At 38.8% G+C, this 23,442-nt stretch carries 20 protein-coding genes and 1 pseudogene; 11 read left to right on the top strand and 10 right to left on the bottom strand.

Annotated features, from left to right (window positions below; translation table 11 throughout):
* Positions 1-23: 23 nt before the first annotated feature.
* The 7 genes from CTN01_RS07310 to uhpC all read left to right on the top strand — a co-directional run bounded on the left by CTN01_RS07310 (position 24) and on the right by uhpC (position 8,629).
* On the top strand, positions 24-1,763 hold the full coding sequence (locus CTN01_RS07310; protein WP_045147897.1) for a L,D-transpeptidase family protein: 1,740 nt from the start codon (positions 24-26) through the stop codon (positions 1,761-1,763).
* A 172-nt stretch (positions 1,764-1,935) separates the two neighbouring features.
* Positions 1,936-2,484 carry a peptidoglycan L,D-endopeptidase MepK gene (gene mepK, locus CTN01_RS07305; RefSeq protein ID WP_181318108.1) on the top strand — a complete coding sequence of 183 codons (549 nt, stop codon included), beginning with the start codon at positions 1,936-1,938 and terminating at the stop codon, positions 2,482-2,484.
* Positions 2,485-2,570: 86 nt separating this feature from the next.
* On the top strand, positions 2,571-3,224 hold the full coding sequence (locus tag CTN01_RS07300) for an MBL fold metallo-hydrolase (protein ID WP_005367216.1): 654 nt from the start codon (positions 2,571-2,573) through the stop codon (positions 3,222-3,224).
* Between the two features lie 348 nt (positions 3,225-3,572).
* Positions 3,573-4,967, top strand: a complete 1,395-nt coding sequence (gene uhpT, locus CTN01_RS07295; protein WP_045147894.1) for a hexose-6-phosphate:phosphate antiporter UhpT — start codon at positions 3,573-3,575, stop codon at positions 4,965-4,967.
* 160 nt (positions 4,968-5,127) lie between these two features.
* Complete coding sequence (gene uhpA, locus CTN01_RS07290) at positions 5,128-5,736, top strand: response regulator transcription factor UhpA (protein ID WP_005367223.1); 609 nt, start codon at positions 5,128-5,130, stop codon at positions 5,734-5,736.
* Positions 5,736-7,307, top strand: coding sequence for a signal transduction histidine-protein kinase/phosphatase UhpB (uhpB, locus tag CTN01_RS07285; RefSeq protein WP_045147892.1), 1,572 nt, complete (start codon positions 5,736-5,738; stop codon positions 7,305-7,307). Before uhpA ends, uhpB begins: the two co-directional genes overlap by 1 nt.
* A gap of 29 nt (positions 7,308-7,336) precedes the next feature.
* Complete coding sequence (gene uhpC / locus CTN01_RS07280; RefSeq protein ID WP_045129599.1) at positions 7,337-8,629, top strand: MFS transporter; 1,293 nt, start codon at positions 7,337-7,339, stop codon at positions 8,627-8,629.
* Here the strand turns inward: uhpC and CTN01_RS07275 are convergent.
* Positions 8,616-9,287, bottom strand: a complete 672-nt coding sequence (locus CTN01_RS07275; protein ID WP_107188490.1) for a DUF2982 domain-containing protein — start codon at positions 9,285-9,287, stop codon at positions 8,616-8,618. The two genes, uhpC and CTN01_RS07275, sit on opposite strands and share 14 nt — an antisense overlap.
* A gap of 306 nt (positions 9,288-9,593) precedes the next feature.
* On the opposite strand from CTN01_RS07275, the gene CTN01_RS07270 reads away from it, so the two are divergent.
* Together CTN01_RS07270 and CTN01_RS07265 are read left to right on the top strand one after the other, a co-directional pair.
* Positions 9,594-10,004, top strand: coding sequence for a hypothetical protein (locus tag CTN01_RS07270; RefSeq protein ID WP_045147891.1), 411 nt, complete (start codon positions 9,594-9,596; stop codon positions 10,002-10,004).
* Positions 10,005-10,281: 277 nt separating this feature from the next.
* Positions 10,282-10,587: a hypothetical protein gene (locus CTN01_RS07265; protein WP_045147889.1), complete on the top strand. Its 306-nt coding sequence runs from the start codon at positions 10,282-10,284 to the stop codon at positions 10,585-10,587.
* 104 nt (positions 10,588-10,691) lie between these two features.
* Here CTN01_RS07265 and CTN01_RS07260 read toward each other — a convergent pair whose 3' ends face one another.
* From CTN01_RS07260 to CTN01_RS07250, 3 genes are all read right to left on the bottom strand, one after another.
* A complete protein-coding gene (locus CTN01_RS07260; protein ID WP_045147888.1) occupies positions 10,692-11,882 on the bottom strand; it encodes an amino acid aminotransferase in 1,191 nt (396 codons plus the stop codon).
* A 106-nt stretch (positions 11,883-11,988) separates the two neighbouring features.
* Positions 11,989-12,744 carry an enoyl-CoA hydratase/isomerase family protein gene (locus tag CTN01_RS07255; RefSeq protein ID WP_045147886.1) on the bottom strand — a complete coding sequence of 252 codons (756 nt, stop codon included), beginning with the start codon at positions 12,742-12,744 and terminating at the stop codon, positions 11,989-11,991.
* Positions 12,745-12,846: 102 nt separating this feature from the next.
* The gene (locus CTN01_RS07250) at positions 12,847-14,148 is read right to left on the bottom strand and encodes a GGDEF domain-containing protein (protein WP_045147885.1); all 1,302 of its coding nucleotides are present in this window, start codon (positions 14,146-14,148) and stop codon (positions 12,847-12,849) included.
* Positions 14,149-14,744: 596 nt separating this feature from the next.
* Between CTN01_RS07250 and CTN01_RS07245 the strand changes: the two are divergent.
* A pseudogene (locus CTN01_RS07245) lies at positions 14,745-15,455 on the top strand (EAL domain-containing protein); the annotation flags it as partial.
* A gap of 107 nt (positions 15,456-15,562) precedes the next feature.
* Here CTN01_RS07245 and asnS read toward each other — a convergent pair.
* Positions 15,563-16,963, bottom strand: a complete 1,401-nt coding sequence (gene asnS / locus CTN01_RS07240) for an asparagine--tRNA ligase (RefSeq protein ID WP_045082971.1) — start codon at positions 16,961-16,963, stop codon at positions 15,563-15,565.
* Positions 16,964-17,238: 275 nt separating this feature from the next.
* Positions 17,239-17,907 carry a 7-carboxy-7-deazaguanine synthase QueE gene (gene queE / locus CTN01_RS07235; protein ID WP_005367248.1) on the bottom strand — a complete coding sequence of 223 codons (669 nt, stop codon included), beginning with the start codon at positions 17,905-17,907 and terminating at the stop codon, positions 17,239-17,241.
* Positions 17,908-18,182: 275 nt separating this feature from the next.
* Between queE and mlc the strand changes: the two genes are divergently transcribed.
* Positions 18,183-19,397 carry a sugar metabolism global transcriptional regulator Mlc gene (mlc, locus tag CTN01_RS07230; RefSeq protein WP_045147883.1) on the top strand — a complete coding sequence of 405 codons (1,215 nt, stop codon included), beginning with the start codon at positions 18,183-18,185 and terminating at the stop codon, positions 19,395-19,397.
* A gap of 36 nt (positions 19,398-19,433) precedes the next feature.
* On the opposite strand, the gene CTN01_RS07225 is transcribed toward mlc, so the two are convergent.
* From CTN01_RS07225 to CTN01_RS07210, 4 genes are all read right to left on the bottom strand, one after another.
* Positions 19,434-20,336: a LysR family transcriptional regulator gene (locus CTN01_RS07225; RefSeq protein WP_045147881.1), complete on the bottom strand. Its 903-nt coding sequence runs from the start codon at positions 20,334-20,336 to the stop codon at positions 19,434-19,436.
* 163 nt (positions 20,337-20,499) lie between these two features.
* Positions 20,500-21,252, bottom strand: a complete 753-nt coding sequence (locus CTN01_RS07220) for a LutC/YkgG family protein (protein ID WP_045129601.1) — start codon at positions 21,250-21,252, stop codon at positions 20,500-20,502.
* 16 nt (positions 21,253-21,268) lie between these two features.
* On the bottom strand, positions 21,269-22,681 hold the full coding sequence (locus CTN01_RS07215) for a LutB/LldF family L-lactate oxidation iron-sulfur protein (RefSeq protein WP_045127106.1): 1,413 nt from the start codon (positions 22,679-22,681) through the stop codon (positions 21,269-21,271).
* Between the two features lie 12 nt (positions 22,682-22,693).
* A complete protein-coding gene (locus CTN01_RS07210; protein WP_045147879.1) occupies positions 22,694-23,413 on the bottom strand; it encodes a (Fe-S)-binding protein in 720 nt (239 codons plus the stop codon).
* Positions 23,414-23,442: the final 29 nt, after the last annotated feature.

The following is a 23,442-nucleotide window of genomic DNA, read 5'->3' as shown; positions in this document are numbered from 1 at the left end:
CGAAGTAGTGCTTGGGGACTTCTATGACTATTTGTAAGTATTGGTATTTCACCTCTGTATTATGCTTTTTTTCTATTAGTCTTACAGCTTCATCTGATTTACCGTCTCATTCTGCAACTGAAAATAAAGCGATTGTGATAAAAGATAAACAAATTATCACGTCTGAATTAATAAATTCATCAAGTAAAGAAATAATTAGCAATAATCATACCGTTAGTCAGCAGTATCAAATAACGAATCACTGGATAAAAGATATTGCTAATAATGTACAAGGTATTCAGTACCTTGATAAATTGTCAGAGTTTTATTTTTCGGTTGGATATAGTCAAGTTTGGCAAGACCAAATTGCTATGGCTGAATTTGAAGAGCAACTTTACTTATTATCGCTAACTAGAATCTCAGCTGATTTAACCCGTCGCTATCATAATTTAAAACGTTATAAAAAGAGTGATGATTGGCGTGATTACGATGTGTTAGCAACTGATACATTACTAGCATATATGGGATTTATTGAAGGGGTACAGGAAAAAGGAAACCTATGGCTATTTGGCGATATTCCTCCTATTAAACTGCCTGTACCTTCTGATGGATTTATAGAAGAATTATTAATAAGCCATGAACAACAACGTTTACGTAACTTTATTTCTAAGTTAAAACCATTCGATAATGAATATACTGAGCTTGTCACTGCGTTAAATAAACTCAATGAGATAAAAGATACACGATGGCCTGTCTTTTTGTTTAAAGGCAATATTCATCCTGGACAATATGTTAATAATATTGAGGGGGTTGTGACTGTGCTTGAAACACTAGGGGATATGACTGCATTAGAAGCAAAGAATGTACGAACCCAAGAAATACAAGATTTATCAGGATCTGTTCTGATAGCAGTTAAGCGTTTTCAAGAGCGACACGGTTTAAAGAGTGATGGCGTAATAGGGGCTGACACCCAGCAATGGCTAGCACTAAATATCAAAGAGCGTATTCGGCTATTGGCGTTAAATGCACAGCGTATGCGGTTATGGTCGGTGAAACCTGACACTGGCATTGTAGTGAATATTCCCAGTTATTATATGAATTTATGGTTAGAGGGTGAAAGGGTACTGGGGAGTAAAGTGATTGTTGGACGCCCATCAAGACAAACACCTATGATTGATTCCGATATTCAATCGGTTGTCTTTAATCCCTATTGGAATGTCCCAAATTCTATTATGAAAAAAGATATCATGCCGAAGGTGAGAAGAAATCGAAATTACCTGTCTAGTAATAATTATGAAGTGATAAAAGGATGGGATAATGCGCAAAAAATAGCTATTAATTCAATTCCATATTATTTGTTATCACCGAATCGTTTTCCCTATCGTTTAAGACAAAAGCCAGGAAAGCAAAATGCATTAGGAGTTTTTAAATTTAACTTCCCGAATAGCCAAGCTATTTATTTACATGATACCGCTTCGCGATCTTTATTTGAAAAGCATGAACGTGCATTAAGTTCTGGTTGTATTCGAGTTGAACAGGCAAAAAGTTTAGCAAGGATATTATTAGAATATTCAGGAAGTAGTGAAGAGCGTTTTAATAATTTATCTAGAAGTAAAAAAACGCGCACCATAGTGTTGGGTGGTAGTAAAAGTGTGCCTGTAGATCTAATTTATCAGACTGCGTGGGTCGATGATTTAGGCTTGGTGAATTATCGTAGTGACATATATCAGTATGACCGAGATCAAGGAAAAAATAGTTCGTTAATTTCTGCTTACAATTACTGAACTAGATAACTCCATGAAAATAAATAGTAGTTCTTTCGCCATTAAAAATATGTGACATGTGTCTTTGACTACTTTATCAGTGATGGATATCGTGCTGGAAAAAGCGGGTGGTATACGCTTTGCATTATTACAATAAATAGCACGTTTTTTATCATGGGTAGGTATGACAGAAATTAATATTAATCGCCGTAAATTTCTTGCTCTCGGCGGAGCAGTTGTCGGTTCTTGTTTATTACCTAATGTAGCAATTGCTAGCCCATTTAAAGCATCTGATCCTCGTAATTTATTGATCCGTAATCTTCATACAGGTGAAGAGTTAGAAACAAAGTATTTTAATGGCAAAACCTATGTCGGCTCTGCGGTAAGACAAATTGATCATCTGTGCCGTGATTTTAGGCAAAATGAAGTCGCGCGTATTGATCGCCGTTTATATGATGCAATATCACAAATTCAGACATATTTAGGGCATGAAGGTTATGCTCAACTTATTTCTGGTTATCGTTCGCCAAAAACTAATAAAATGTTAGCAAAACGCAGCGGTGGCGTTGCGAAAAAGAGTTATCACATGAAGGCGCAAGCTATCGATTTTAACCTTGAAGGTGTTCCATTAGCAAAAATTCGCCAAGCGGCAATGGATCTGAAAATTGGTGGTGTGGGTTATTACCCAGGGAGCCAGTTTGTGCATATTGACACAGGTCCAGTGCGTAACTGGCGCGGTTAATTAGATGCTATAAATCGTCGCTATATTTTTATTAATAATCGTGGCATCCTTTCGGCTTATGTTTATGGCTAGGATGTTAAGCGAGTATGAGTCTTAAGTATCAAATTGTTCCTGTTACACCATTTCAGCAAAATTGCTCAATTATTTGGTGTGATGAAACAAACCAAGCGGCGATTGTTGATCCTGGTGGTGACATTGAACAATTAACCAAGGTGGTTGACGAGTTAGGGTTAACCGTTACTCAACTTATTTTAACCCATGGTCACCTTGATCATGTTGGAGGTACAGCGCCTTTAGCTCAGTCTTTAAATGTACCGGTTATTGGTCCACATAAAGATGATGAGTTTTGGCTACAAGGCTTACCGCGTCAAAGTGAAATGTTTGGCTTTCCGATGACGGAAGCATTTGAGCCAACGCAATGGTTAAACGATGGCGATGAAATTCATGTCGGCAATCAAACATTGCAAGTCCTCCATACCCCAGGACATACCCCTGGACATGTAATTTTATTTAGCAATGACGCTAATGTTGCATTTGTTGGCGATGTGTTATTTAAAGGGGGAATCGGTCGAACTGATTTTCCTCGTGGTGATCATCCAACGTTGATCAACGCGATTAAAACTAAGCTATGGCCATTAGGTGATGATGTGACTTTTGTACCGGGCCATGGTCCATTATCGACATTTGGTCATGAGCGAGCAACAAACCCATTTGTTGCTGATGAAATGCCATTATATTAATGCGATTTTCTATTCTATAAAGTGGGGTTTTATCCTCACTTTATTCTATTTGCTACATATCTTCAGTTTGCGCTGTGTCACATTTTCACTCCAATTTCACTTAAACTAGGAATTATTCCTAGTCATGTTAGGTCGGCTTCTCATGCCCTAACGGTTGGGTATCGATAAAATCCTCGGCAATGATCATCTATCCATTTTGATTGGTTTATTCCAATTTAATCACATGTTTTGAATGATGGTGATCCCCTGCACTGTGAATGTTAATGGTAATAACAGTACTCCGATTCGGCGTATTGATCATAAAACATCCATAGCATCGATTTTTCAGTGACTATCTGAGGATTTCACATGTTAAAACTGCTTACACAGGTAAGAAAACCAACGCTTGATTTACCTTTAGCTGTACGTAAGAAAATGTGGCTTGCGCCATTCTTACGTTCATACCTCGTAGTATTTGTTAGCTACATGGTAATGTATTTCATCCGTAAGAATTTCAATATTGCGCAAAACGACCTGATCTCTGATTACGGTATGAGTATGACGCAACTAGGTACCATTGGTCTTGGTTTCTCCATTACTTATGGCATCGGTAAAACAGCATTAAACTACTGGTGTGATGGTAAGAACTCGAAAAATATTTTGCCATTGGGTTTACTATTGTCTGGTTTATGTATGCTGGGCTTTGGTTTAGTCATGGGGCCATCAATGGGCTCGTTTTACATGATGATTGGCCTGTATGCATTATCGGGTTTATTCCAAAGTGTGGGTGGCTCTAACTCGTACTCTACTATTTCAAAGTGGACCAGTAAAAAGAACCGCGGTACGTTCCTTGGTATGTGGAATATTTCGCACAACATCGGTGGTGCGGGTGCCGCGGGTGTTGCACTATTTGGTGCAAACTACTTCTTTAATGGTAATGTTGCGGGTATGTTTATCGTGCCTTCTATCATTGCAATTGTTGTCGCGCTAATTGGTTTTAGCATAGGTAACGACAGCCCTGAATCTTATGGTTTAGGTACCGCAGAGGAACTATTTGAAGAGCCAATTTCAGAAGAAGATAAAGCGGTTAACGAAAACCAGATGAGCAAGCTGGAAATCTTCAAAACCTATGTGCTTTACAACAAGGTTATTTGGCTACTATGTTTTGCTAACGTATTTCTTTACGTTGTGCGTATTGGTATCGACCAATGGTCAACGGTATACGGTTACGAAATACTTGGTTTTGATAAAGAAACGGCTATTTCTGGTTTCACCATGTTCGAAACGGGTGCCTTGATCGGTACATGTTTATGGGGTTTCTTCTCTGACTTAATCAATGGTCGTCGTGGCTTAGTTGCGTGTATTGCGCTTATTGGTGTGATTGCAACATTAGGTTTCTATCAACATGCAGATACAATTTTTGCTTACAGAGCATCATTATTTGCACTTGGTTTCTTAGTCTTTGGTCCACAACTTCTAATTGGTGTTGCAGCCGTTGGCTTTGTACCTAAGCAAGGTATCGCGGTTGCCGATGGTATTAAAGGTACGTTTGCTTACCTAATCGGTGATAGCTTTGCGAAACTGGGTTTAGGTATGATTGCTGATGGTACGCCTATTTTCGGTCAAACGGGTTGGGCAGGAACTTTTGTTGCGCTAGATACGGCTGCAGTTATTTGTTGTGTGATCATGGCAATTGTTGCTGTTCTTGAAGAGCGTAAGATTTACCGTGAAAAGAAAGAAAAACAGCAATTAGCAACTAACTAATTAGCAACTAACGTTTTACTAAAGCGCTTTGATCACCAAGGCGCTTTTTTGTATCTATGCAATCAGGTATGTCAATAGGGAATAAAACTCAAGTAAAGCACTTGCTCACAGTAATACGAAGGGGTAGTTTATGGGGTTTTTCTCTATAGGTATTCAGGTAATGATTAAAATTGCTTTGGTTGATGACCACGTTATTGTGCGTTCTGGCTTTGCTCAGCTATTAGCGTTAGAGCCTGATATGGAGGTTGTTGGACAGTTCAGCTCTGCTGAAGATGCTCGAGTCGGTTTACCTGGTTTAGATGTTACGGTATGTATTTTAGATATTTCGATGCCTAACGAAAGTGGCTTAACGTTACTTGAAGATCTTCCATCAGGCATTGCAAGTATTATGCTGAGTGTCCATGACTCTGCAACGGTAGTAGAAAAAGCATTGAGCCTAGGCGCAAAAGGCTTTTTAAGTAAACGTTGTAGTCCTGAGGAATTAGTTCAAGCGGTAAGAACAGCGTCGCAAGGTGGTTGTTATTTGACCCCTGATATCGCGATTAATTTAGTATCACCTAATTGTAATAAGCAAGCGTTAGGAAAATTGACTAAACGTGAGCATCAAATTAGTGAATTACTGGCAACAGGACTTGATGTTAAAGCGGTCGCGGTAAAATTGGGTTTAAGCCATAAAACGGTACATGTTCATCGTGCTAATGCGATGGATAAATTAGACGTAAAAAATAACGTTGAGCTTGCTAAGTTCTTTAGCGGGGATGTTATCTAGTGCGTAGCTTTAGCCTAACATCACTTTGTGTTTGGTTATTTGTTTGCTGTAGTTGGTTTTGTTTATGGGGTATTTCATATTACTTCATTATGGATCCTATTCTCGCAACGGTGTTTTTTCCTTTTGCACTTAGGCTTGGCCTAACTCTTCACAGCTTGAAGAAATATTGGCTTGCGATTTATAGCGCGGAATGGAGTGGGTTACTGTTATTAGCTTTATCTTTACCGCAATATAGTTGGCTGGCTTTATTTATTGCCAGTGTCTTATCTATACCTGTTACCTTACTTGCGCGGCGTTACTATAAAGGTGTGCAGTGGCGGTTACTTACTGTTATGGCGATTGCGATAACCACTTTAGCACTGTTCAATATGCTGGTATTGAATGGGTTGCACTTCTTTGATCTTCTCAATACTCGCCGACTCGGTTTTATTTTCCTTATTAGTATGACTAGCGGTTTAATGTTGGTTCCTAGCTGTTATTTGATTTGGAATTATTTGTTTCAAAAGGAGTGGATACCATTAACTGTTGATGTGGTTTCTCGTCCTGTTGAATTTCGTAGCCAGCATCTATTTTTTTTCTGCTTATTATTCATTGCCAATATTCTATTGCAGGTGCATTTACCTGAGCAATTGAGTTTGTTTGCACCATTTTGTTTGGCAATTCCTATTATTTTATTGGCGTTTCGTTATGGTTGGGAAGGGGCACTACTTGGCACCTTACTTAACAGTATTGCTTTAATTGCTGTTCGTAGTGAAGTGAGCTCAATTGAAACCGTTGATTTGTTGTTGTCGTTATCAGCACAAAGTATTACGGGGATCTTGTTGGGAATTGGGATCCAACATCAGCGTGATTTAAATAAAAAACTGTCGAAACAATTAAAACGAAATTATTCATTATCACGTCAGTTGGTTACGGCAGAAGAGTCTGTAAGACAAAATATCGCGCGAGAATTACATGATGAAATTGGACAAAATATTACCGCAATACGCACTCAAGCCAGTATTTTAAAACGTGTCGAAATATCACAGGTTGGCGAGTCATGCGCCTCTTCAATTGAACAATTATCGCTAAATATTTATGACACAACAAAAGGCTTATTGTCGCAATTACGGCCAAAGACACTGGATGATTTAGGCTTAAAAGCAGCGATTGAACAAGTGATCAGAGATTTAAACTTTGAAGCACAAGATATTGATGTCGCAATGTCCTATCCGAAAGATATTGATAATGTGATGTCAGATATGCTGCAAATCACGCTGTTTCGTGTCGTACAGGAAGCACTTAATAATATCGCAAAATATGCAAAGGCAACGGAAGTGCTGATTACACTGTCGGTTGATGACAATATCACTATGGAAATAGAAGATAACGGCGTGGGTTTTAAAACCAGTGACACATTGAAAGGCTTTGGTTTACGTGGGATGAAAGAGCGTATCGAAGCATTAGGCGGTCAGTGTGTTATTACCAGTCATACTCAGCCTAAAGCTGAATTACAGATGTACTATGAGCATCCGAAATTAGCTGGAACAAACATTCGTGTTGTACTGCCACAGCTTAGCTCTCTCTCATAGATTTAGAACCTTTAGACGATAATAGAATTATGAATATAGACGCGACTCAAGAAACGGCTCAACGTTATCGTTATTGGCGTATTCACATTATGGTCAGTATGTATATTGGTTATGCTGCCTTTTATTTAACCCGTAAAAACTTTAGTTATGCTATGCCCGCAATTATTACAGATTTGGGGTGGGATAAAGCGGATATTGGTTTAATGGGCACGCTATTTTATCTTACTTATGGCTGCTCGAAATTCATCTCTGGGATTGTTAGTGATCGTTCTAATCCTCGTTACTTTATGGGGATTGGGCTGATTGCGACCGGTATAATTAATATTCTATTTGGCTTATCTAGTTCCATTGTCGCGCTAAGCATATTATGGATATTAAATGCATGGTTTCAGGGCTGGGGATGGCCTGCCTGTTCTAAATTACTAACAACATGGTATTCACGATCTGAGCGCGGCAGATGGTGGTCTATTTGGAATACTGCACACAATGTGGGGGGCGCAATGATCCCCATTATTGTTGGCTTTACTGTGCTCCATTTTGGCTGGCGTTACAGTTTCTATATTCCTGGCATCATTGCAGTGGTTATCGGTTTATTTCTTTGCTGGCGTTTACGCGATAAACCGACTTCAATGGGGTTGCCCAGTATTGGACATTGGCGCAAAGATTACTTAGAAATCGCCCATGAAAATACAGGCAAGGGCTTATCGCAAAAGCAGATCCTGTTTCGTTATGTACTGAATAATAAATATATTTGGTTATTAAGCTTTAGCTATATTCTGGTCTATATCGTTCGGACAGCGATTAACGACTGGGGTAATTTGTATCTTACCGAACAATATGGTTATAGCTTAATCACGGCTAATAGCGCGCTGTCTTTGTTTGAAATCGGCGGCTTTTTAGGTTCGCTGGTGGCTGGGTGGGGATCGGATAAAATATTCTCAGGCAATCGCGGGCCGATGATCTTATTGTTTTCAATCGGTATCTTTTTGTCTGTTGCCGCGCTGTGGTTAATTCCAATCTCGAGCTTTGTTTTACAGGCGGTGTGTTTATTTACTATTGGCTTTTTTGTGTTTGGCCCTCAAATGTTAATCGGTATGGCGGCTGCTGAGTGCTCACATAAAGACTCTGTTGGCGCAGCAACCGGATTTGTGGGGCTATTTGCCTATATGGGCGCAGCACTTGCAGGTTACCCATTGGCGATAATTATGCAGCATTACCATTGGATGGGATTCTTTGTCGTTATTTCTGTAGCGGCAGCTGCGATAGGGTTATTGTTATTACCATTTTTAAAAGCACAACATAGCGACGTTATTGGCGTATAGCGGCTGCTTTATAACGTCTTAATAGGCCAATAAAATCATTAATTGGCCTATCTAACGTATCTTCAGAGATAAAAAAATCAAACCCTAAGAACTCACGATTATATTCCATTCTGTGTGCTAGCATCGCTCTTAAGCCTTTAAAGACATTACCATTTTGGGATTGGTAGGGCTCATCATCAAATAACACATCTTCTATAGTGTGATTATCAACATCACTATTTTTAATTGCCATGACTAATAAAATACGCTGCTCGATAATAATGCGTGCTGCTAATCGGGGGCTGATGTTTTTAATAAAGTCATCATAATCGTTAAGTTTAATACCGATCCAAGGGAGGGGCTGTTGCCAGCCTTGGTGGCTTATTTCAGCTTTACCTAATTGAGATATATTATACCAAGGCGTTGACCAGCCACCGTAACGACTGTGATATTGGCAATGCATGAATGTAAGTGTGAACAGATATTTTGAGTCACAGATATAACGAATAACTATAACGGCACTAACCCCAATGATAATAGTGGTAAAAATGGTTGCTAGAGGTGTCATATTAGGAATAAAAAAGGTAAGGCAGCTAGCACTAATCGACGCTGTAAAACAAAAAACAAATAGCATTACATAAGGGGTAATAGGGGCTGACTTTACATGATAGGTTTCCATTGCTTTACTCCAAATCAAATCAAATCAAATCATCTATTTATCCTACGTTATGGAAATGCGTAGCGATCGTATTGACTACTCAAAATATTGCACATCAACGGCATGTTCATGATAGATACCTACATCTTTTGTACTTATTAAGTATATATTAAGAATATAAAAGGAATTTTTTGCTTAAAATCATATTTATCGGTTGATATATCGCCGTTTGCTGGTATTTCTCTGACATACTTGATATAAAACGCGCTTACTTTTTCCCGCTGGCATAGTGGTGACTGAAAGTAGTGCAACGGAGTAGGAAATTTAATGAGAATCTCTCACAAACGTAAAGTACAGCTAAAACTTCAAAAACAGACGCCTGTTTTTGCTGAGTTAGCGACAAAAGCAGCGCCTAAAAAAGCAGCTGAAAAAGCATCAAATGTTGAAACAGTGAAGGCTGCACCAGCGGCAAAAGCTGTAGAAGCAAAAAAAGAAGTTAAAGTGGCACCCGCTAAGGCTACATCAGCAGTGTCATTAACTCCTAAGCAGCAACAAGTGTTAGATATTGTTGTTAAAAATGCTGAAGGTTTAAACCCTAAAGGCATTGGCTTAGAAGCTGGTCAAGAAGATGCGAAAGCGGCTTCTTGGGCTACAGGTGCGTTAAAAAAACTGACTGAAGAAGGGTTAGTTGAACGCATTCAATTGGCTGGCAACAAAGTTTTATACAAAGCACTTTAAGCAGCCAATCCCGCTTCTTCTTAAGAAGCGGGGGTTTTTATTCTCATTTATATTCCATCTAAATTATTTTCTTCTGCTAATATTAAGTTCTACTTTATTATTTATGCATCGTTACGATTATTTTTAAGAATAACTATTTTAATGCTATAAATATAATAATGAATTAATATCCATGATTTTATTAGATTATATTTTAAAATTTATTAACTTATGTTTTAGATAGCAATTATTTGGATGTTAATTTCAAGAAGCTCGAAGCATTTGGAGTTAATGATCTATGACAATGATAAGTGCGAGAGAATTTTCAGATTGGCTGATTGATCGTTTCGCTGAAGATAATCAAGGCGTTTCTTTAACGAGGGAAGATATAAATATATTAACGGGTAGGCAAAGTTTCTCGTTAGGGTTTGTTCATGATATTCACTATGAAGTGATGCGGCATGATATGGCTTTTGTAACTGATACCGCACGTGAAATGTTCTATCTTGTTCCTATTGCAAACAGACCTTGGAAGGAACAGCTAAACAGAAATTACGAGCGAGATTTATATTGTAATGTATTACCATTGAATAAATCGGGCTGATTTATATTAACTTAATTAGTTAAATTCGCATAAAAAGACATCTCGTCGTTATGGTAGAAAATAAAAGAGGACATTACGTCCTCTTTTATTACTTATTTTTTATATTATAAGACGGCAGCAATACCTTTACATAAAGGCATCATGTTATCTTTTGTCATACCCGCAACACTAATACGGCCAGAACCAACAATATAAATAGCAAAGTCATTTTTAAGTTGTGTAACTTGGTCTTTTGATAAACCAGAGAACGAGAACATGCCGTTTTGGCGTTCAATAAAGCTAAAGTCGTTAGTTACACCTAACTCTTTTAATGTCGTTACAAATAGTGTACGCATTTCTTGGATACGATCACGCATATCAGCAACTTCTTGTTCCCATTCTGCACGAAGCTCAGCGTTATTTAGGATTGTTGTTACAATCGCAGCACCGTGAGCTGGTGGGTTAGAATAAATAACACGTGCGATAGATTTCACTTGGCTAAATGCTGTAGCTGCTTGCTCTGCTGTTTTACCAACAAGTGTAAATGCACCTACTCGTTCATTGTATAAACCAAAGTTCTTAGAGAAGGAACTCGCTACCAGCAATTCTGGCAGTTGATCTGCAAAGATACGTAAACCTTGCGCATCTTCTTCTACACCGCGTGCGAAGCCTTGATAAGCAAAATCAAACATTGGTAGTAGTTTCTTCTCAATGCAGACTTTTGCTAGTGCTTGCCACTGATCTGTTGTTGGGTCAATACCTGTTGGGTTATGACAACAACCATGCAGAAGAACAATATCTCCTTCGCTAGCTTGGCTTAAATCAGCAATAGCTGCGTCAAAGTCAATATCACTTGTTTCTGCGTTGTAGTAAGAGTATTGCTGTGTTTCAAGACCAGCAGCACCAAAGACGCCGTGGTGGTTAGCCCAAGTAGGATTACTGATCCATACTTTTACATCACCCAATTGACGCTTAATAAATTCAGCGGCAACACGTAATGCACCAGTACCACCAGGTGCTTGAGCTGTTTGTGCGCGTTTTTCAGTGATGATTGTTGCATCGTTACCAAAAAGTAGCTCTTGAACCGCTAGGCCGTATTCTGGAGTACCTGGAATGCTTAAGTATGATTTTGTTTTTTCTTTTTCAAGCAAAATTGCTTCTGCTTTTTTTACGGTGGCAAGAACAGGCGTATTCCCTGTTTCATCTTTATAAATACCAACGCCTAGATTAATCTTTGTTGCGCGTGTATCTGCTTTGAATTCTTCTGTTAAACCTAAAATTGGATCAGCAGGAGCTGCCGTAATTTTCTCAAACATAGTTGGTCATCCGTGGCGTTAATAAATGGTTATGCCTATTTATACCCTTTGTCATAGAACCTTTACAAGATAATGCAACAAATTAGTCATAATTTTTATTCATGAATTAAGTATGACTTTTTTTGCCCTTAAATCGAGATAACGCATTGGTTGCTTCTGAACGTTTAATAAGCTTAAAAATAAGGTCATTCTCTTTGTAGATACAATCAATAAGTTGTTGGCGTGTACTGTCAGATAGTAGCTTCTTAGTATGCTGCAATGCTTCTTTAGGTAAAGCGGTAAGTGTATTGGCACAGTGTGCAGCTCGTTGCTCAGGTTGAACGGTTATTTGATTGATAAAACCAAGAGATAACGCTTCCTCTACTGTCATTTCCTCGCCAAGCAGTAACATTGCTTTAGCTTTTCGTTCGCCGATCAATTGCGGTAATAATAAACTTGAACCAAATTCAGGGCATAATCCAAGCTTTACAAAAGGGAGAGTGAAGATTGTATTGGGGGTGGCAAAAATGAAATCACAGTGTTGTAACAGTGTCATCCCTATCCCAATGGCAGCACCAGACACAGCGGCAATAATAGGCACAGGGCAGTCAATCATTGCGAGCATAAAGCGTTCAATAATCTCTCGGTTTGTTTGTGCTTGAGTGTCATCTGCCTGCGCTAACTGAATAAAGTCTTCAATATCATTACCACTGCAAAAAATATCCGAACTACCGGTAATAATAACGACGTATATATCATCATTTTTTGCTCGCTCTAACAGTTGAGCAAGATCTTGGTACATATCAAGGTTAAGTGCATTTTTCGCTGTAGGGCGGTCAATAGTAAGCGTAAGAATATGATTTGATAAAGATGAAGTGATCATGTTGCCATCCTTGAACGATAAGTGATCTATCAAGGATGGCATATAACAGTAATTATTTGCTAATTTAGTATCAAAAGTAAGTTGTCAGTAGTAATAACGTCATCAAACAATTGTCGATTGATTACGACCGTTATGTTTTGATTGATATAACGCATCATCACTGACTTTATATGCTTCAGTAAATGACAATGTCTCCGACACAGTACCCCCTATTGAAATTGTGACATCAATCCCATGAATAGGGTATACCTGAATAATATGTCGGATTTCTTCTGCCTTTAGTTCTAATTGCTCTCTTGTCATTACTGGGAAGCTTAAAATAAACTCTTCTCCTCCCCAACGTATCGCGATATCACTTTGGCGGATACACTGGTTTACTCTTTCTGCGACAGTACGAATTACTTCGTCACCGACTTCATGGCCATAAGTGTCATTGATAGACTTAAAGTTATCAATATCAATGATTAATAAACAAAAACTCTTTTGAGAAAGCAGCTTTTTTTCATAGTAATCACGTCGATAGAAATGCGTCATGAGATCGCGTTGTAACGAAAACTTTCTTCTTTTCAATCTCGAAGTTAATAGCTGAATAAAGAAGGTTAAAAGTAATGCAGGCGTAAGCGATACTTTTAAAATAGTCAATAAGTTTACGCCTACATAAAATGGATCTTGGCTAGCGCAAGGTAATAGTTTTTTTATGTAATATCCATGCTTTGATGGGTTTTCATAAAGCACCGTTTTGAATTCGCGATTGTAACTTTTAAGTGCTTTATGAAGTAAGTTACTTTTGATATCAATAACCAGTAATGCATCTAACTTACGATTATTATAGATAGGATAATATAAAGATCTGATGTGTTGGTTAGAACTTTCTTCTACATATCTTTCTGTCAGTTTTAAATTACAGCCATAAAAATAGCGGTAAGTTTCACCAAGACCCTCACGTTGAATAATTCGCTTTATTATATCTTTGTCATGATTGTTTTTATAAAGTTCTAAATAAAGTGGTCTAGCTGGGTCGAAATGGACATAGTCTGCAGGATTTTCAAAAACAGCAATCGTCCAGATGTTATTATCTGTAATTTCATCGAGTTGAGAACGAAGACGGTTTATTCCTGTTGATAATAATTTTACATCTGAAGGTTTTTTTACCCAAACGTCAACGCCATTGTAATCATGCATACCTTTTGGAATAAAGGTGGTTCCAGTATTGTTGTAATATGAACTAAAACGTCGACTCACAGAGTAAATCGAATTCATTTTTTCAAAAAATTGCTCATGAAATTCGTCTAAATGATAGGCGTTGTAAGCAAAATATCCACCTGATATTCCTATGAATAACAGTGAGAAAAGTTTAAGGCTAGTGATTAAACTTTTGTTTTTACTTATTAACTTACCAAACATTTGCTATATCAATACAAGAGATGAAGGGTGGATTTTATATCTTAAAGATATAAATTCAATAATATTTATCATATCTTTGATGAGAATATTTTATCAATACGACATGTAAAATTCATTGAATTCTTTTTATTCATTTTAAGTATAATTAAAGCACATCTGTGAGTTTTGGGTAAGGTAATAGCGGTATTTTTGAATCCTATTATAAAAATATTAAGACAAATAAATGTTATTGTCGTTCTTATTAGTTAATGATTTGAAAAATTCACAGTATCGTGGCTATCTTATTTATTGTCTATTCTCCAATGATTGAAGAACAACAGCCACCTTATATCCGTTATATATCTTTTATTAGTAAGAAAAAATAAATAGTAGTCTTAATTTAATGTTAATCATAAAACGTTTCTTATTTATATTACTTCAAATGATTTTTTAATTTTTTAATAAGTGTTTATCTTTTTATTATTAATATAATTTAATTATTACTCATTAATCTACTTCTTCTTTTTATGCTTAATCTCCGCTGGTGTTATTTACTATTATCATTCTCGGCAAGACTTAAAAAAGTTATTAGTAGTTAGCTGTAAAAAAATAATAAATTTATTCCATACTATCAACCTATTATACCTCTTGGTGATACACTTCAAGGGGTAGAGGTTCTCGTTCGATGGAAATTAAGTAATGGTAGTTTATTACTGCCAGTATATTTTATTGATGTCGCTGAGAAAATGGAAGTAATTAACCAAATTACATTAACCTTAGTGAAAAAAGTACAAAAAGACTTTTCACAAAACCGTTATCAATATGAACGGAAGGTATTCTGCGCCTTTAACTTAACGGCGCAACAGATAGAGAATAAAGCATTTATTGATCAGCTTATTGATCAGCTTATTGATATGTTGAAATCTGAAACGAATTTTATTGCTTCGTTCGAGATTACCGAGCGCCAGCATTTTAAAAACCTCGCGATGGCAAAAGCGAATATCCGTAGTCTGCAAGAGCAGGGGTATCAAATTAAACTTGATGATGCTGGAACGGGTTATGGTGGTTTTAGTTACTTTATGGACTTTAACTTAGATGGCGTGAAGATCGATAAAATGTTTATTGATGTTATTGGGGGGGACGATGTGAAAGTGGAAGTACTCAACTCAATTATTATGATGGCGAAAAGATTAGGGATTGATATTGTCGCTGAGGGGGTTGAAACCCAGCAGCAAGTTGATTTCTTGCGTGCACATAAAATTGATTATATTCAAGGGTATTATTACTCAAAACCTGTGCCGTTTAATGACCTAGACTTTAATGATTAACGTCGTCTAATTTCATTGTTAATCAAATTTCTTAAAAAATAGATGATAAAAGAAAGGCTGCCAATAGGACAGCCTTTTTGCGTTTTGAAATTCTAAACTAAATATGATTAGAAGTTTGCAGAGCGAGGAGTACGTGGGAATGGGATCACGTCACGTACGTTACCCATACCTGTTACGTAAGAAACTAGACGCTCGAAACCTAGACCGAAACCTGCATGAGGAACGCTACCGTAACGACGTAAATCGCGGTACCAACCCATGTGCTCAGGATCTAGACCCATCTCAATCATACGTGCATCTAGAATGTCTAGGCGCTCTTCACGTTGAGAACCACCGATGATTTCACCGATGCCAGGTGCTAGTACGTCCATCGCTGCAACTGTTTTACCGTCATCGTTCATACGCATGTAGAATGCTTTGATATCTTTCGGGTAGTTTTTAACAATTACAGGTGCTTTAAAGTGCTCTTCTGCAAGGAAGCGCTCGTGCTCAGAAGACATATCAATGCCCCACTCAACATCAAACTCAAACTTACGACCAGAATCTTGGAGGATCTTAATTGCATCAGTGTAATCAACTTGTGCAAAATCAGACGTTACAAATTGCTCTAGACGAGTAATTGCTTCTTTGTCGATGCGAGATGCAAAGAACTCAAGATCGTCACGACGCTCTTCAAGTACAGCTTTGAACACGTACTTAAGCATGTCTTCAGCAAGTTTTGCTACATCATCAAGTTCAGCGAAAGCAACTTCAGGCTCTACCATCCAGAACTCAGCTAGGTGGCGGCTTGTGTTTGAGTTTTCAGCACGGAAGGTTGGGCCGAAAGTGTAAACCTTGCTTAGTGCACACGCATATGCTTCTGCGTTTAGCTGACCAGATACTGTTAGGAATGTCTCTTTACCAAAGAAATCTTTGTCAAAGTCTACATTGCCTTCATCTGTCATTGGTACATTAGCAAGATCTAATGTTGATACACGGAACATTTCACCAGCCCCTTCACAGTCAGATGCTGTGATAAGTGGTGCTGACATCCAAATGAAGCCTTGCTCGTGGTAGAAACGGTGAATAGCTTGAGATAGGCAGTTACGAACACGTGCAACCGCACCAATTACATTAGTACGTGGACGAAGGTGTGCCACTTCACGTAAGTATTCGATTGAGTGACGAGTTTTAGCCATTGGGTAAGAATCAGCATCTTCAACCCAACCAACCACTTTCACGTTGGTTGCAGCTAGTTCGAAATCTTGACCTTTAGCAGGTGAAGCAACAATAGTACCGGTAACCTCAACAGAGCAACCAGTTGTTAGCTTAAGCACTTCTTCCTGGTAATTATTTAACTCATTAGGGACCACGGCCTGAATCGGGTCGAAACAAGAGCCGTCATAAATGGCAAGGAAAGAGATCCCAGCTTTGGAATCACGACGTGAGCGAATCCAACCGCGAACAGTTACTTCACTGTCTACCGCTAGTTTACCGCTTAATACGTCTGTTACAGGCGCGTAAGTCATGTTTAAATCATTCTCCGTTTAGGCACTGACTTTGGAATTAAAGTATCTCGTGCTTAAAGATATTTATGTATTAGCAATATTACCTTTCTTACGACAAGCATCAAGTATTGATATCAATCAAATGATAAATTGATGAAGGAAATAGGCAATTTGAGGTGATAGTTGGTTAATTATCGGTCATTTGCAAGAAACCACTTCGCTTTAGCGTTGTAAAACATTAAAGCGAAGCGGTTTTTTTGATAAGTGTTTTATAAATCAAGCAAAGTATAGAGCGATTAAGCGATGGCTAGGTATTTGTGTGTTTGAATCGATAAACGCCAGTTACGCTGAATACAAGTTTCAATACATAGCTCTGTTGCACGTGTTTTTTGACTGATAGGTTGAAGCGCAATCGTGACATCAGGTTTTAACGTAACACCATCAATGAGCGCATCAAGTTGTTCAATATCTTTGCTAGTGCCGACAGGGTGCTTGATCTCGTTAGCACGCGCTAGGGAAGAAGCTAAAACGGGCAACTTTGCTTTCATGTTAATTTTTGGCGATACCGTCACCCAAGTATTATCACTAGTTTGAATCTCAGATGTGCCACTGGTTTCAATTTGACAGTTAAAACCTGCCTCTTCTAGTGCTTGAGTTAAAGGTCGAAGATCGTAAATACAAGGTTCACCGCCTGTAATAACAACATGCTTAGCAGTATATTTTTGATCTTGTAATAATTGCACTACACCATTAGCGTCAAGATTAGTCCAAAGCGGTGAGTCCCCAGTTTTAGCCATGATCTGGTCTAAGCTAACTAAATCTTGTGGCTCTGCTGTCCAAGTTTGTTTGGTGTCACACCATGAGCAGCCAACAGGGCAGACTTGTAATCGAACAAAAATTGCAGGTACGCCAGTAAATACACCTTCACCCTGAATTGTTTCGAATACTTCGTTAATTTTGTACACGTTGAACCTCTTATTTTCACGATTATCACTATTCTAGTGTTAATGAAACATGGCCATTATTAGAAAAGTTACTGCGTGAAATAAATCCGCTAATTAAAAAAAATAGTAGGCAAAAAAGCCTTTTTTTCATTATCGCAGAAGCGAAACTCAATGTCTTTAGTCATTGATAGTGATACTTGTCACGTACTGACGATAAGAGGCTTCACAATTACTTCGCAAAGTAAAAAAATTAACTTCCGAAGGTTTTTCAGCTGATTTTTCTCAGGAGTATCGACATGTACGTCGCTCAGCCAGGCCATATCGATCATATAAAAAGAAATAATGCCGGCAGCGTATATAAACTAATTGATTTGTATGGGCCGATCTCGCGCATTGAATTGTCTAAACGCAGTCAACTTGCCCCCGCAAGTATTACTAAGATCACCCGTGAATTAATTGATGCGCATTTAATTAAAGAAACGCAATTTCAAGAGCCTAGCAGCCGTGGACGACCTGCGATTGGACTAGTTCCTGCTAATGAAGGATGGCAATTTTTATCTATTCGTTTGGGGCGTGGTTATCTTACTATTGCTTTACATGAACTTGGCGGCGAAATTTTAGTAGAAGAACGTCAAGATATTGAAGAACTTCATCAAGAAGATGTGGTTAAAAAGTTATTAGCTGAAATAAACATTTTCTTTGCCAATCATGTCAGCGAGCTAGATAGAATAACTGCGATTGCTGTGTCATTACCGGGGTTAGTCAATTCTAGTGAAGGTATGGTATTGCAGATGCCACATTATAATGTGTCTAATTTACCCTTGGGTGAAATTATTCATAATGAAACCGGGCTGCCTGTTTTTATCGGCAACGACACGCGTTCATGGGCTTTAGCTGAAAAGTTATTTGGTAATTCTCGTGGTATTTCAAACTCTATTTTGATTTCGATTCATCATGGCGTGGGAGCGGGGATCGTCCTTGACGATAACGTGCTGCAAGGGAAAACCGGTAACGTAGGTGAGCTTGGGCATATTCAAATTAAGCCGTTTGGCAAACGTTGCTTTTGCGGTAATCACGGCTGCTTAGAAACGGTAGCGAGTTTACAGGCTATTTTAGAACAAGTGAAAACGCAGCTTGAAGCAGGGCATGACTCTATGCTTAATCATATGCCTTTAACGATTGAGTCAGTTTGTGATGCGGCAGTGGAAGGTGATAGTTTAGCGCGACAAATTATTGTGGAGTTAGGCCATAATTTAGGCCAAGCCATCGCGATAATGGTTAACTTATTTAACCCTCAGCGCATTTTGATTGGAGGGGAGTTTAATCGTGCTAAATCCGTGCTTTACCCTGCGATTATGGATCGTATTAGCTCGCAAACCTTGCCTGTTTATTTCGATGGCTTAGAAATAGAAGAAAGCTGTTTTTATACTCAAGCGACGATGCCGGGAGCGGCGCTGGTTAAACAAGCGTTGTACGATGGACATCTATTGATGAAACTCGTAGATGGTTAATTGTTCTAGATATAACTGATTGATATTGCATGGGAGTTAGAACTTTTCTTTAATTTCCATGTAGCTTTCTCGAATATGTTCAATCAGTGCTTGAATCCGTTTAGCGGGCTTTCTGGTATAAGGATAGACTGCATAAATTCCCACCACCTTACCTGCATGCGTCGAAAGTAATTCAACCAACTCGCCACGCTCTAATTCATCATGAACTAAGCAATTTGGTAGATAAGCGATACCATTACCTGCGAGTACATTTTTTTTCAACGCGATCGCATTGTCGGATGAAAAGTTTCCGCTGACTTTTTGAGTGTAAATTTTATTTTGTTTAATAAACTGCCAGTCAAAAGGGCCAGTACTTTGAGGGTTATAACCTAGACAGTTATGACAATTGAGATCTTTAGGTTTTTCTGGCTTGCCATAATGTTCAATATAAGCGGGTGAGGCACATATTACCCAGCGCGAATTAAAAATATGACGAGCGATTAGGCTTGAATCTTCGAGATAACCGGTACGGATCACCAGATCGTAGTTGTCAGCAACGAGATCGACAAAGTGATTGTTTAGCGACATATCAACCGAAAGACCGGGGTGTTTCTGACAAAAATCAGACACGGCTTTTGCTAATACTAATTCGCCTGAAATTGTCGGTACTGACATCCGAATTTTACCAGAGAGTGCTTCGCTGTAACCCTTAACAGAGTCAAAAGCAGCTTGAGCAACATGGCTGATACTTTTAGCACGATGGTAAAGCACTTCACCGGGTTCAGTGAGTGTTAGCTTTCGTGTGGTGCGGTAAATGAGTTGTAAGCCTAATTCGGTTTCAAGTTTACTAATACGCTTGCTAACAACGGATTTAGTCACATTATTGAGTTCAGCAGCTTTACTGAATGAGCCATGTTCAATAACTTGAGTGAATAAAACGAGATCATCGATAGCTGGCATTATTTATCCCACTTAAAGCCTAATAGGCGAAGGATTATATACTTAAAATGATTAAATTCTAGTTAAAAAAACGCAGCCCGAAGACTGCGTTATTCATATTCCCGTAATGTGCTTAACCACTAGTATCCTACTAGTTTGCTATCACTATTGGTGATAAGTAAGCTTACATATCATCAATAATGATGTAGGTGGCAAAGACGGGCCCATGCACACCAACAACTTTGATCAGCTCGATATCTGCTGTCGAACTCGGACCTGAAATAAAGTTTACGCATGAAGGTACACGCTCACCGTTCATGGCTTTTTGATGCAGAATCTCAGTTGCTTGTGTTAAACGAGCAACGATTGAGCTTTTAGGTACAACGAATACAGATGCTTCTGGTAATAGACTTACTGCGCGACCCTGTGCTGGGTTGCTGTAAAGTACCATTGTGCCTGATTCTGCTAACGCTTGTTCAGCGAATACAACACCGACTTTTGCACGTTCTGCTACTGTGATGTTTGCTTCGTAACCCGCCGAGTGATCCCAAATGTAAACACCATGCTTATCGGCGCTCAAATCTTTCGGGTCAATAATGTTAAGTAGACGAGTATCTGCGGTAAAAATGGTTTCACCAACAGGATCAATGTTTGTTTCGTCTTCGCTGCAGTATTTGAAACAAACATTACGTAGTGCTTCAGTTAACTGTGCTTTTGTTGTCACAACAGCTTGAGCGCCTAAAGAAGACTGCGTGTATTCAACCAAGATATCTTTTAATTCATCTTGTGATTTATCAGCAAATACTTCTTTGTGACAGTTATATTTAAGGTTTGGACGCTCTACGGGTGTAGTAATGCGGTCACGACCAAGTTGTTTAGCGATGTTGTTAAGGAAACTATCGCGATTATAAATGCGTTGCTCATTTTGAGATGACATACGGAAAGCTCCTTAATTATTTATTTTTGTTTTTAAACCAACTGCGGAATGACTCACCCGATGGGTTTGGTAAATCACGCGTTTGAGTCCATGCGTTTAATAGACCAACTTTAAATGGTAATTGACCATTTTTAATCAGTTTACCTGCAACGATAGCACCAATCTTAACGGTTTTATCCCATAGTGCAGGGTGAGCATTCACAAAGCTAAATCCACTGACTGAAGCTCGCTCCATAGAATCTGTGATTTTTTCTTCACCCATGATTTGACGGTGTTTAAGCAGCAAATCAGACAGTGGGATCTTAACAGGACATACATCATGACAAGCACGACATAAGCTACAAGCGTTTGGTAGATCTTTAAAATCTTCATAGCCGCCAAGTAGTGGTGAAAGTACCGCACCAATAGGGCCTGAGTAGATTGAACCGTAAGATTGACCACCAATATGACGGTATGCAGGACATGTGTTAACACACGCCGCACAACGGATACAACGTAGGATAGAACGGAACTGAGAACCAATAATTTTAGAACGACCGTTATCAACAACCACTAAGTGGAACTCTTCAGGGCCATCACAGTTACCGTCTTCACGAGGACCTGTAAGTGCTGTTACATAACCCGTTAGAGGCAGACCTACTGCACTACGACATAGCAAGCTTGCTAGGATATCGAATTCTTCAAAAGTAGGAACGATACGCTCCATACCCATTACTGCGATATGTGTTTTCGGTAGGCTGGTTGCAAGACGCGCGTTACCTTCATTGGTCACAAGGGTGACTGTGCCTGATTCTGCAATAGCAAAGTTACAGCCCGTGATACCGATCTCTGCTTCAAGGAAGTCATGACGAATATGTTTACGAACAAAACGTGTCATTTCTTCTGGATCAGAAGAGCCTTCGTAACCGAGTTTTTTATTGAAAACTTCACGAATTTGAGTACGGTTTTTATGTAGTGCAGGTACAACGATGTGCGATGGCGCATCACAATCATCGACTTGAAGAATGTATTCGCCAAGGTCGGTTTCAATCACTTCACAGTTATTACGCTGAATCACTTGGTTCATACCGATTTCTTCGGTCACCATGGATTTAGACTTAACAACTTTTTTCGCATTCTTTTGCTGAATAATCTTTTCGATGTAGTTGGTTGCATCTTCAGCTGTTGCTGCAAAGAATACATGACCACCGTTCTTTTCAACGTTATCGCTAAGTTGTTGTAGGTAGTAGTCTAGGTTTTCAAGCACATGGTTACGGATATCCATACCCATTTCGCGCCACTCTTCCCAGTTACCTAGTTTTTCCGCAGCAACAGCGCGGTTTTTGAACATACGTTCTTGTGCATTAGCAACAGCGGCACGCATAGACTCGTCTTTCATTTTTACATGAATACGATCTTTAAATTTTTGGTTGCTTGTTTTCATTGACATAATAATGACCTCTTAACGACTCATCAGCACATCAACAATGTGCATCACTTTGATTGGTTGACCTTCACGACTAATACGACCACCAATATTTAATAAGCAGCTAATATCAGCGCCGATTAAGAAATCAGGCTCTGCTGCTTTAATGTGACGCACTTTTTCTGTCACCATTTCACCGGAGATTTCAGACATTTTCACAGAGAATGTACCGCCAAAACCACAACATGTTTCTTGGTTTTCGATAGGTAAAAGCTCAAGGCCTTCAACGTTGCTAAGAAGAAGTAGAGGTTCTTCACGTACGCCAAGTTTACGGATCAAGCTACAAGAAGGGTGGTAAACACCTTTACCTTCAAGACGAGCACCGACGTTTTCAACACCTAGTTGACGTACAACAAATTGTGTTAATTCGAACAGACGATCAGCGACTTTTTTCGCACGCTCTGCCCATTCTGGCTCATCTGCTAAATACTCTGGGTACTTTTTAAGCGCAGCCGCACAAGAACCGGCTGGTGTTACGATAGGGAAGTCATTGATCTCAAATGCTTGGATCATACTTTTCATTGCCGGCTTACTTTTTTCAATGTAGCCACTATTTAATGCAGGCTGACCACAACAACCTTGACGTTCTGGGAAGATCACTTCGCAGCCAAGTTGTTCTAGTAAACCTACTGTTTTTTTGGCTACTTCAGCTTTTACTGTATCGCCTAGGCAGGTGACAAAAAAGTTTACCTTCATTTTATTGCTCCAGTGGCGGGTTACCGCCT

The organism is Photobacterium angustum, from assembly GCF_003026365.1.
GTDB lineage: Bacteria > Pseudomonadota > Gammaproteobacteria > Enterobacterales > Vibrionaceae > Photobacterium > Photobacterium angustum.
The sequence above is the reverse complement of the archived record's forward strand: the minus strand, read 5'-3'. Positions and strand labels throughout refer to the sequence as shown.

What these genes read in the sequence shown, in the direction of transcription:
- CTN01_RS07310 (WP_045147897.1), top strand. Translation starts at nt 24, where the DNA reads ATGACTATTTGTAAGTATTGGTATTTCACCTCTGTATTATGCTTTTTT.
- CTN01_RS07300 (WP_005367216.1), top strand. Translation starts at nt 2,571, where the DNA reads ATGAGTCTTAAGTATCAAATTGTTCCTGTTACACCATTTCAGCAAAAT.
- uhpT (WP_045147894.1), top strand. Translation starts at nt 3,573, where the DNA reads ATGTTAAAACTGCTTACACAGGTAAGAAAACCAACGCTTGATTTACCT.
- uhpA (WP_005367223.1), top strand. Translation starts at nt 5,128, where the DNA reads ATGATTAAAATTGCTTTGGTTGATGACCACGTTATTGTGCGTTCTGGC.
- uhpC (WP_045129599.1), top strand. Translation starts at nt 7,337, where the DNA reads ATGAATATAGACGCGACTCAAGAAACGGCTCAACGTTATCGTTATTGG.
- CTN01_RS07275 (WP_107188490.1), bottom strand. Translation starts at nt 9,287, where the DNA reads ATGGAAACCTATCATGTAAAGTCAGCCCCTATTACCCCTTATGTAATG.
- CTN01_RS07270 (WP_045147891.1), top strand. Translation starts at nt 9,594, where the DNA reads ATGAGAATCTCTCACAAACGTAAAGTACAGCTAAAACTTCAAAAACAG.
- CTN01_RS07265 (WP_045147889.1), top strand. Translation starts at nt 10,282, where the DNA reads ATGACAATGATAAGTGCGAGAGAATTTTCAGATTGGCTGATTGATCGT.
- CTN01_RS07260 (WP_045147888.1), bottom strand. Translation starts at nt 11,882, where the DNA reads ATGTTTGAGAAAATTACGGCAGCTCCTGCTGATCCAATTTTAGGTTTA.
- CTN01_RS07255 (WP_045147886.1), bottom strand. Translation starts at nt 12,744, where the DNA reads ATGATCACTTCATCTTTATCAAATCATATTCTTACGCTTACTATTGAC.
- CTN01_RS07250 (WP_045147885.1), bottom strand. Translation starts at nt 14,148, where the DNA reads ATGTTTGGTAAGTTAATAAGTAAAAACAAAAGTTTAATCACTAGCCTT.
- asnS (WP_045082971.1), bottom strand. Translation starts at nt 16,963, where the DNA reads ATGACTTACGCGCCTGTAACAGACGTATTAAGCGGTAAACTAGCGGTA.
- mlc (WP_045147883.1), top strand. Translation starts at nt 18,183, where the DNA reads ATGTACGTCGCTCAGCCAGGCCATATCGATCATATAAAAAGAAATAAT.
- CTN01_RS07225 (WP_045147881.1), bottom strand. Translation starts at nt 20,336, where the DNA reads ATGCCAGCTATCGATGATCTCGTTTTATTCACTCAAGTTATTGAACAT.
- CTN01_RS07220 (WP_045129601.1), bottom strand. Translation starts at nt 21,252, where the DNA reads ATGTCATCTCAAAATGAGCAACGCATTTATAATCGCGATAGTTTCCTT.
- CTN01_RS07215 (WP_045127106.1), bottom strand. Translation starts at nt 22,681, where the DNA reads ATGTCAATGAAAACAAGCAACCAAAAATTTAAAGATCGTATTCATGTA.
- CTN01_RS07210 (WP_045147879.1), bottom strand. Translation starts at nt 23,413, where the DNA reads ATGAAGGTAAACTTTTTTGTCACCTGCCTAGGCGATACAGTAAAAGCT.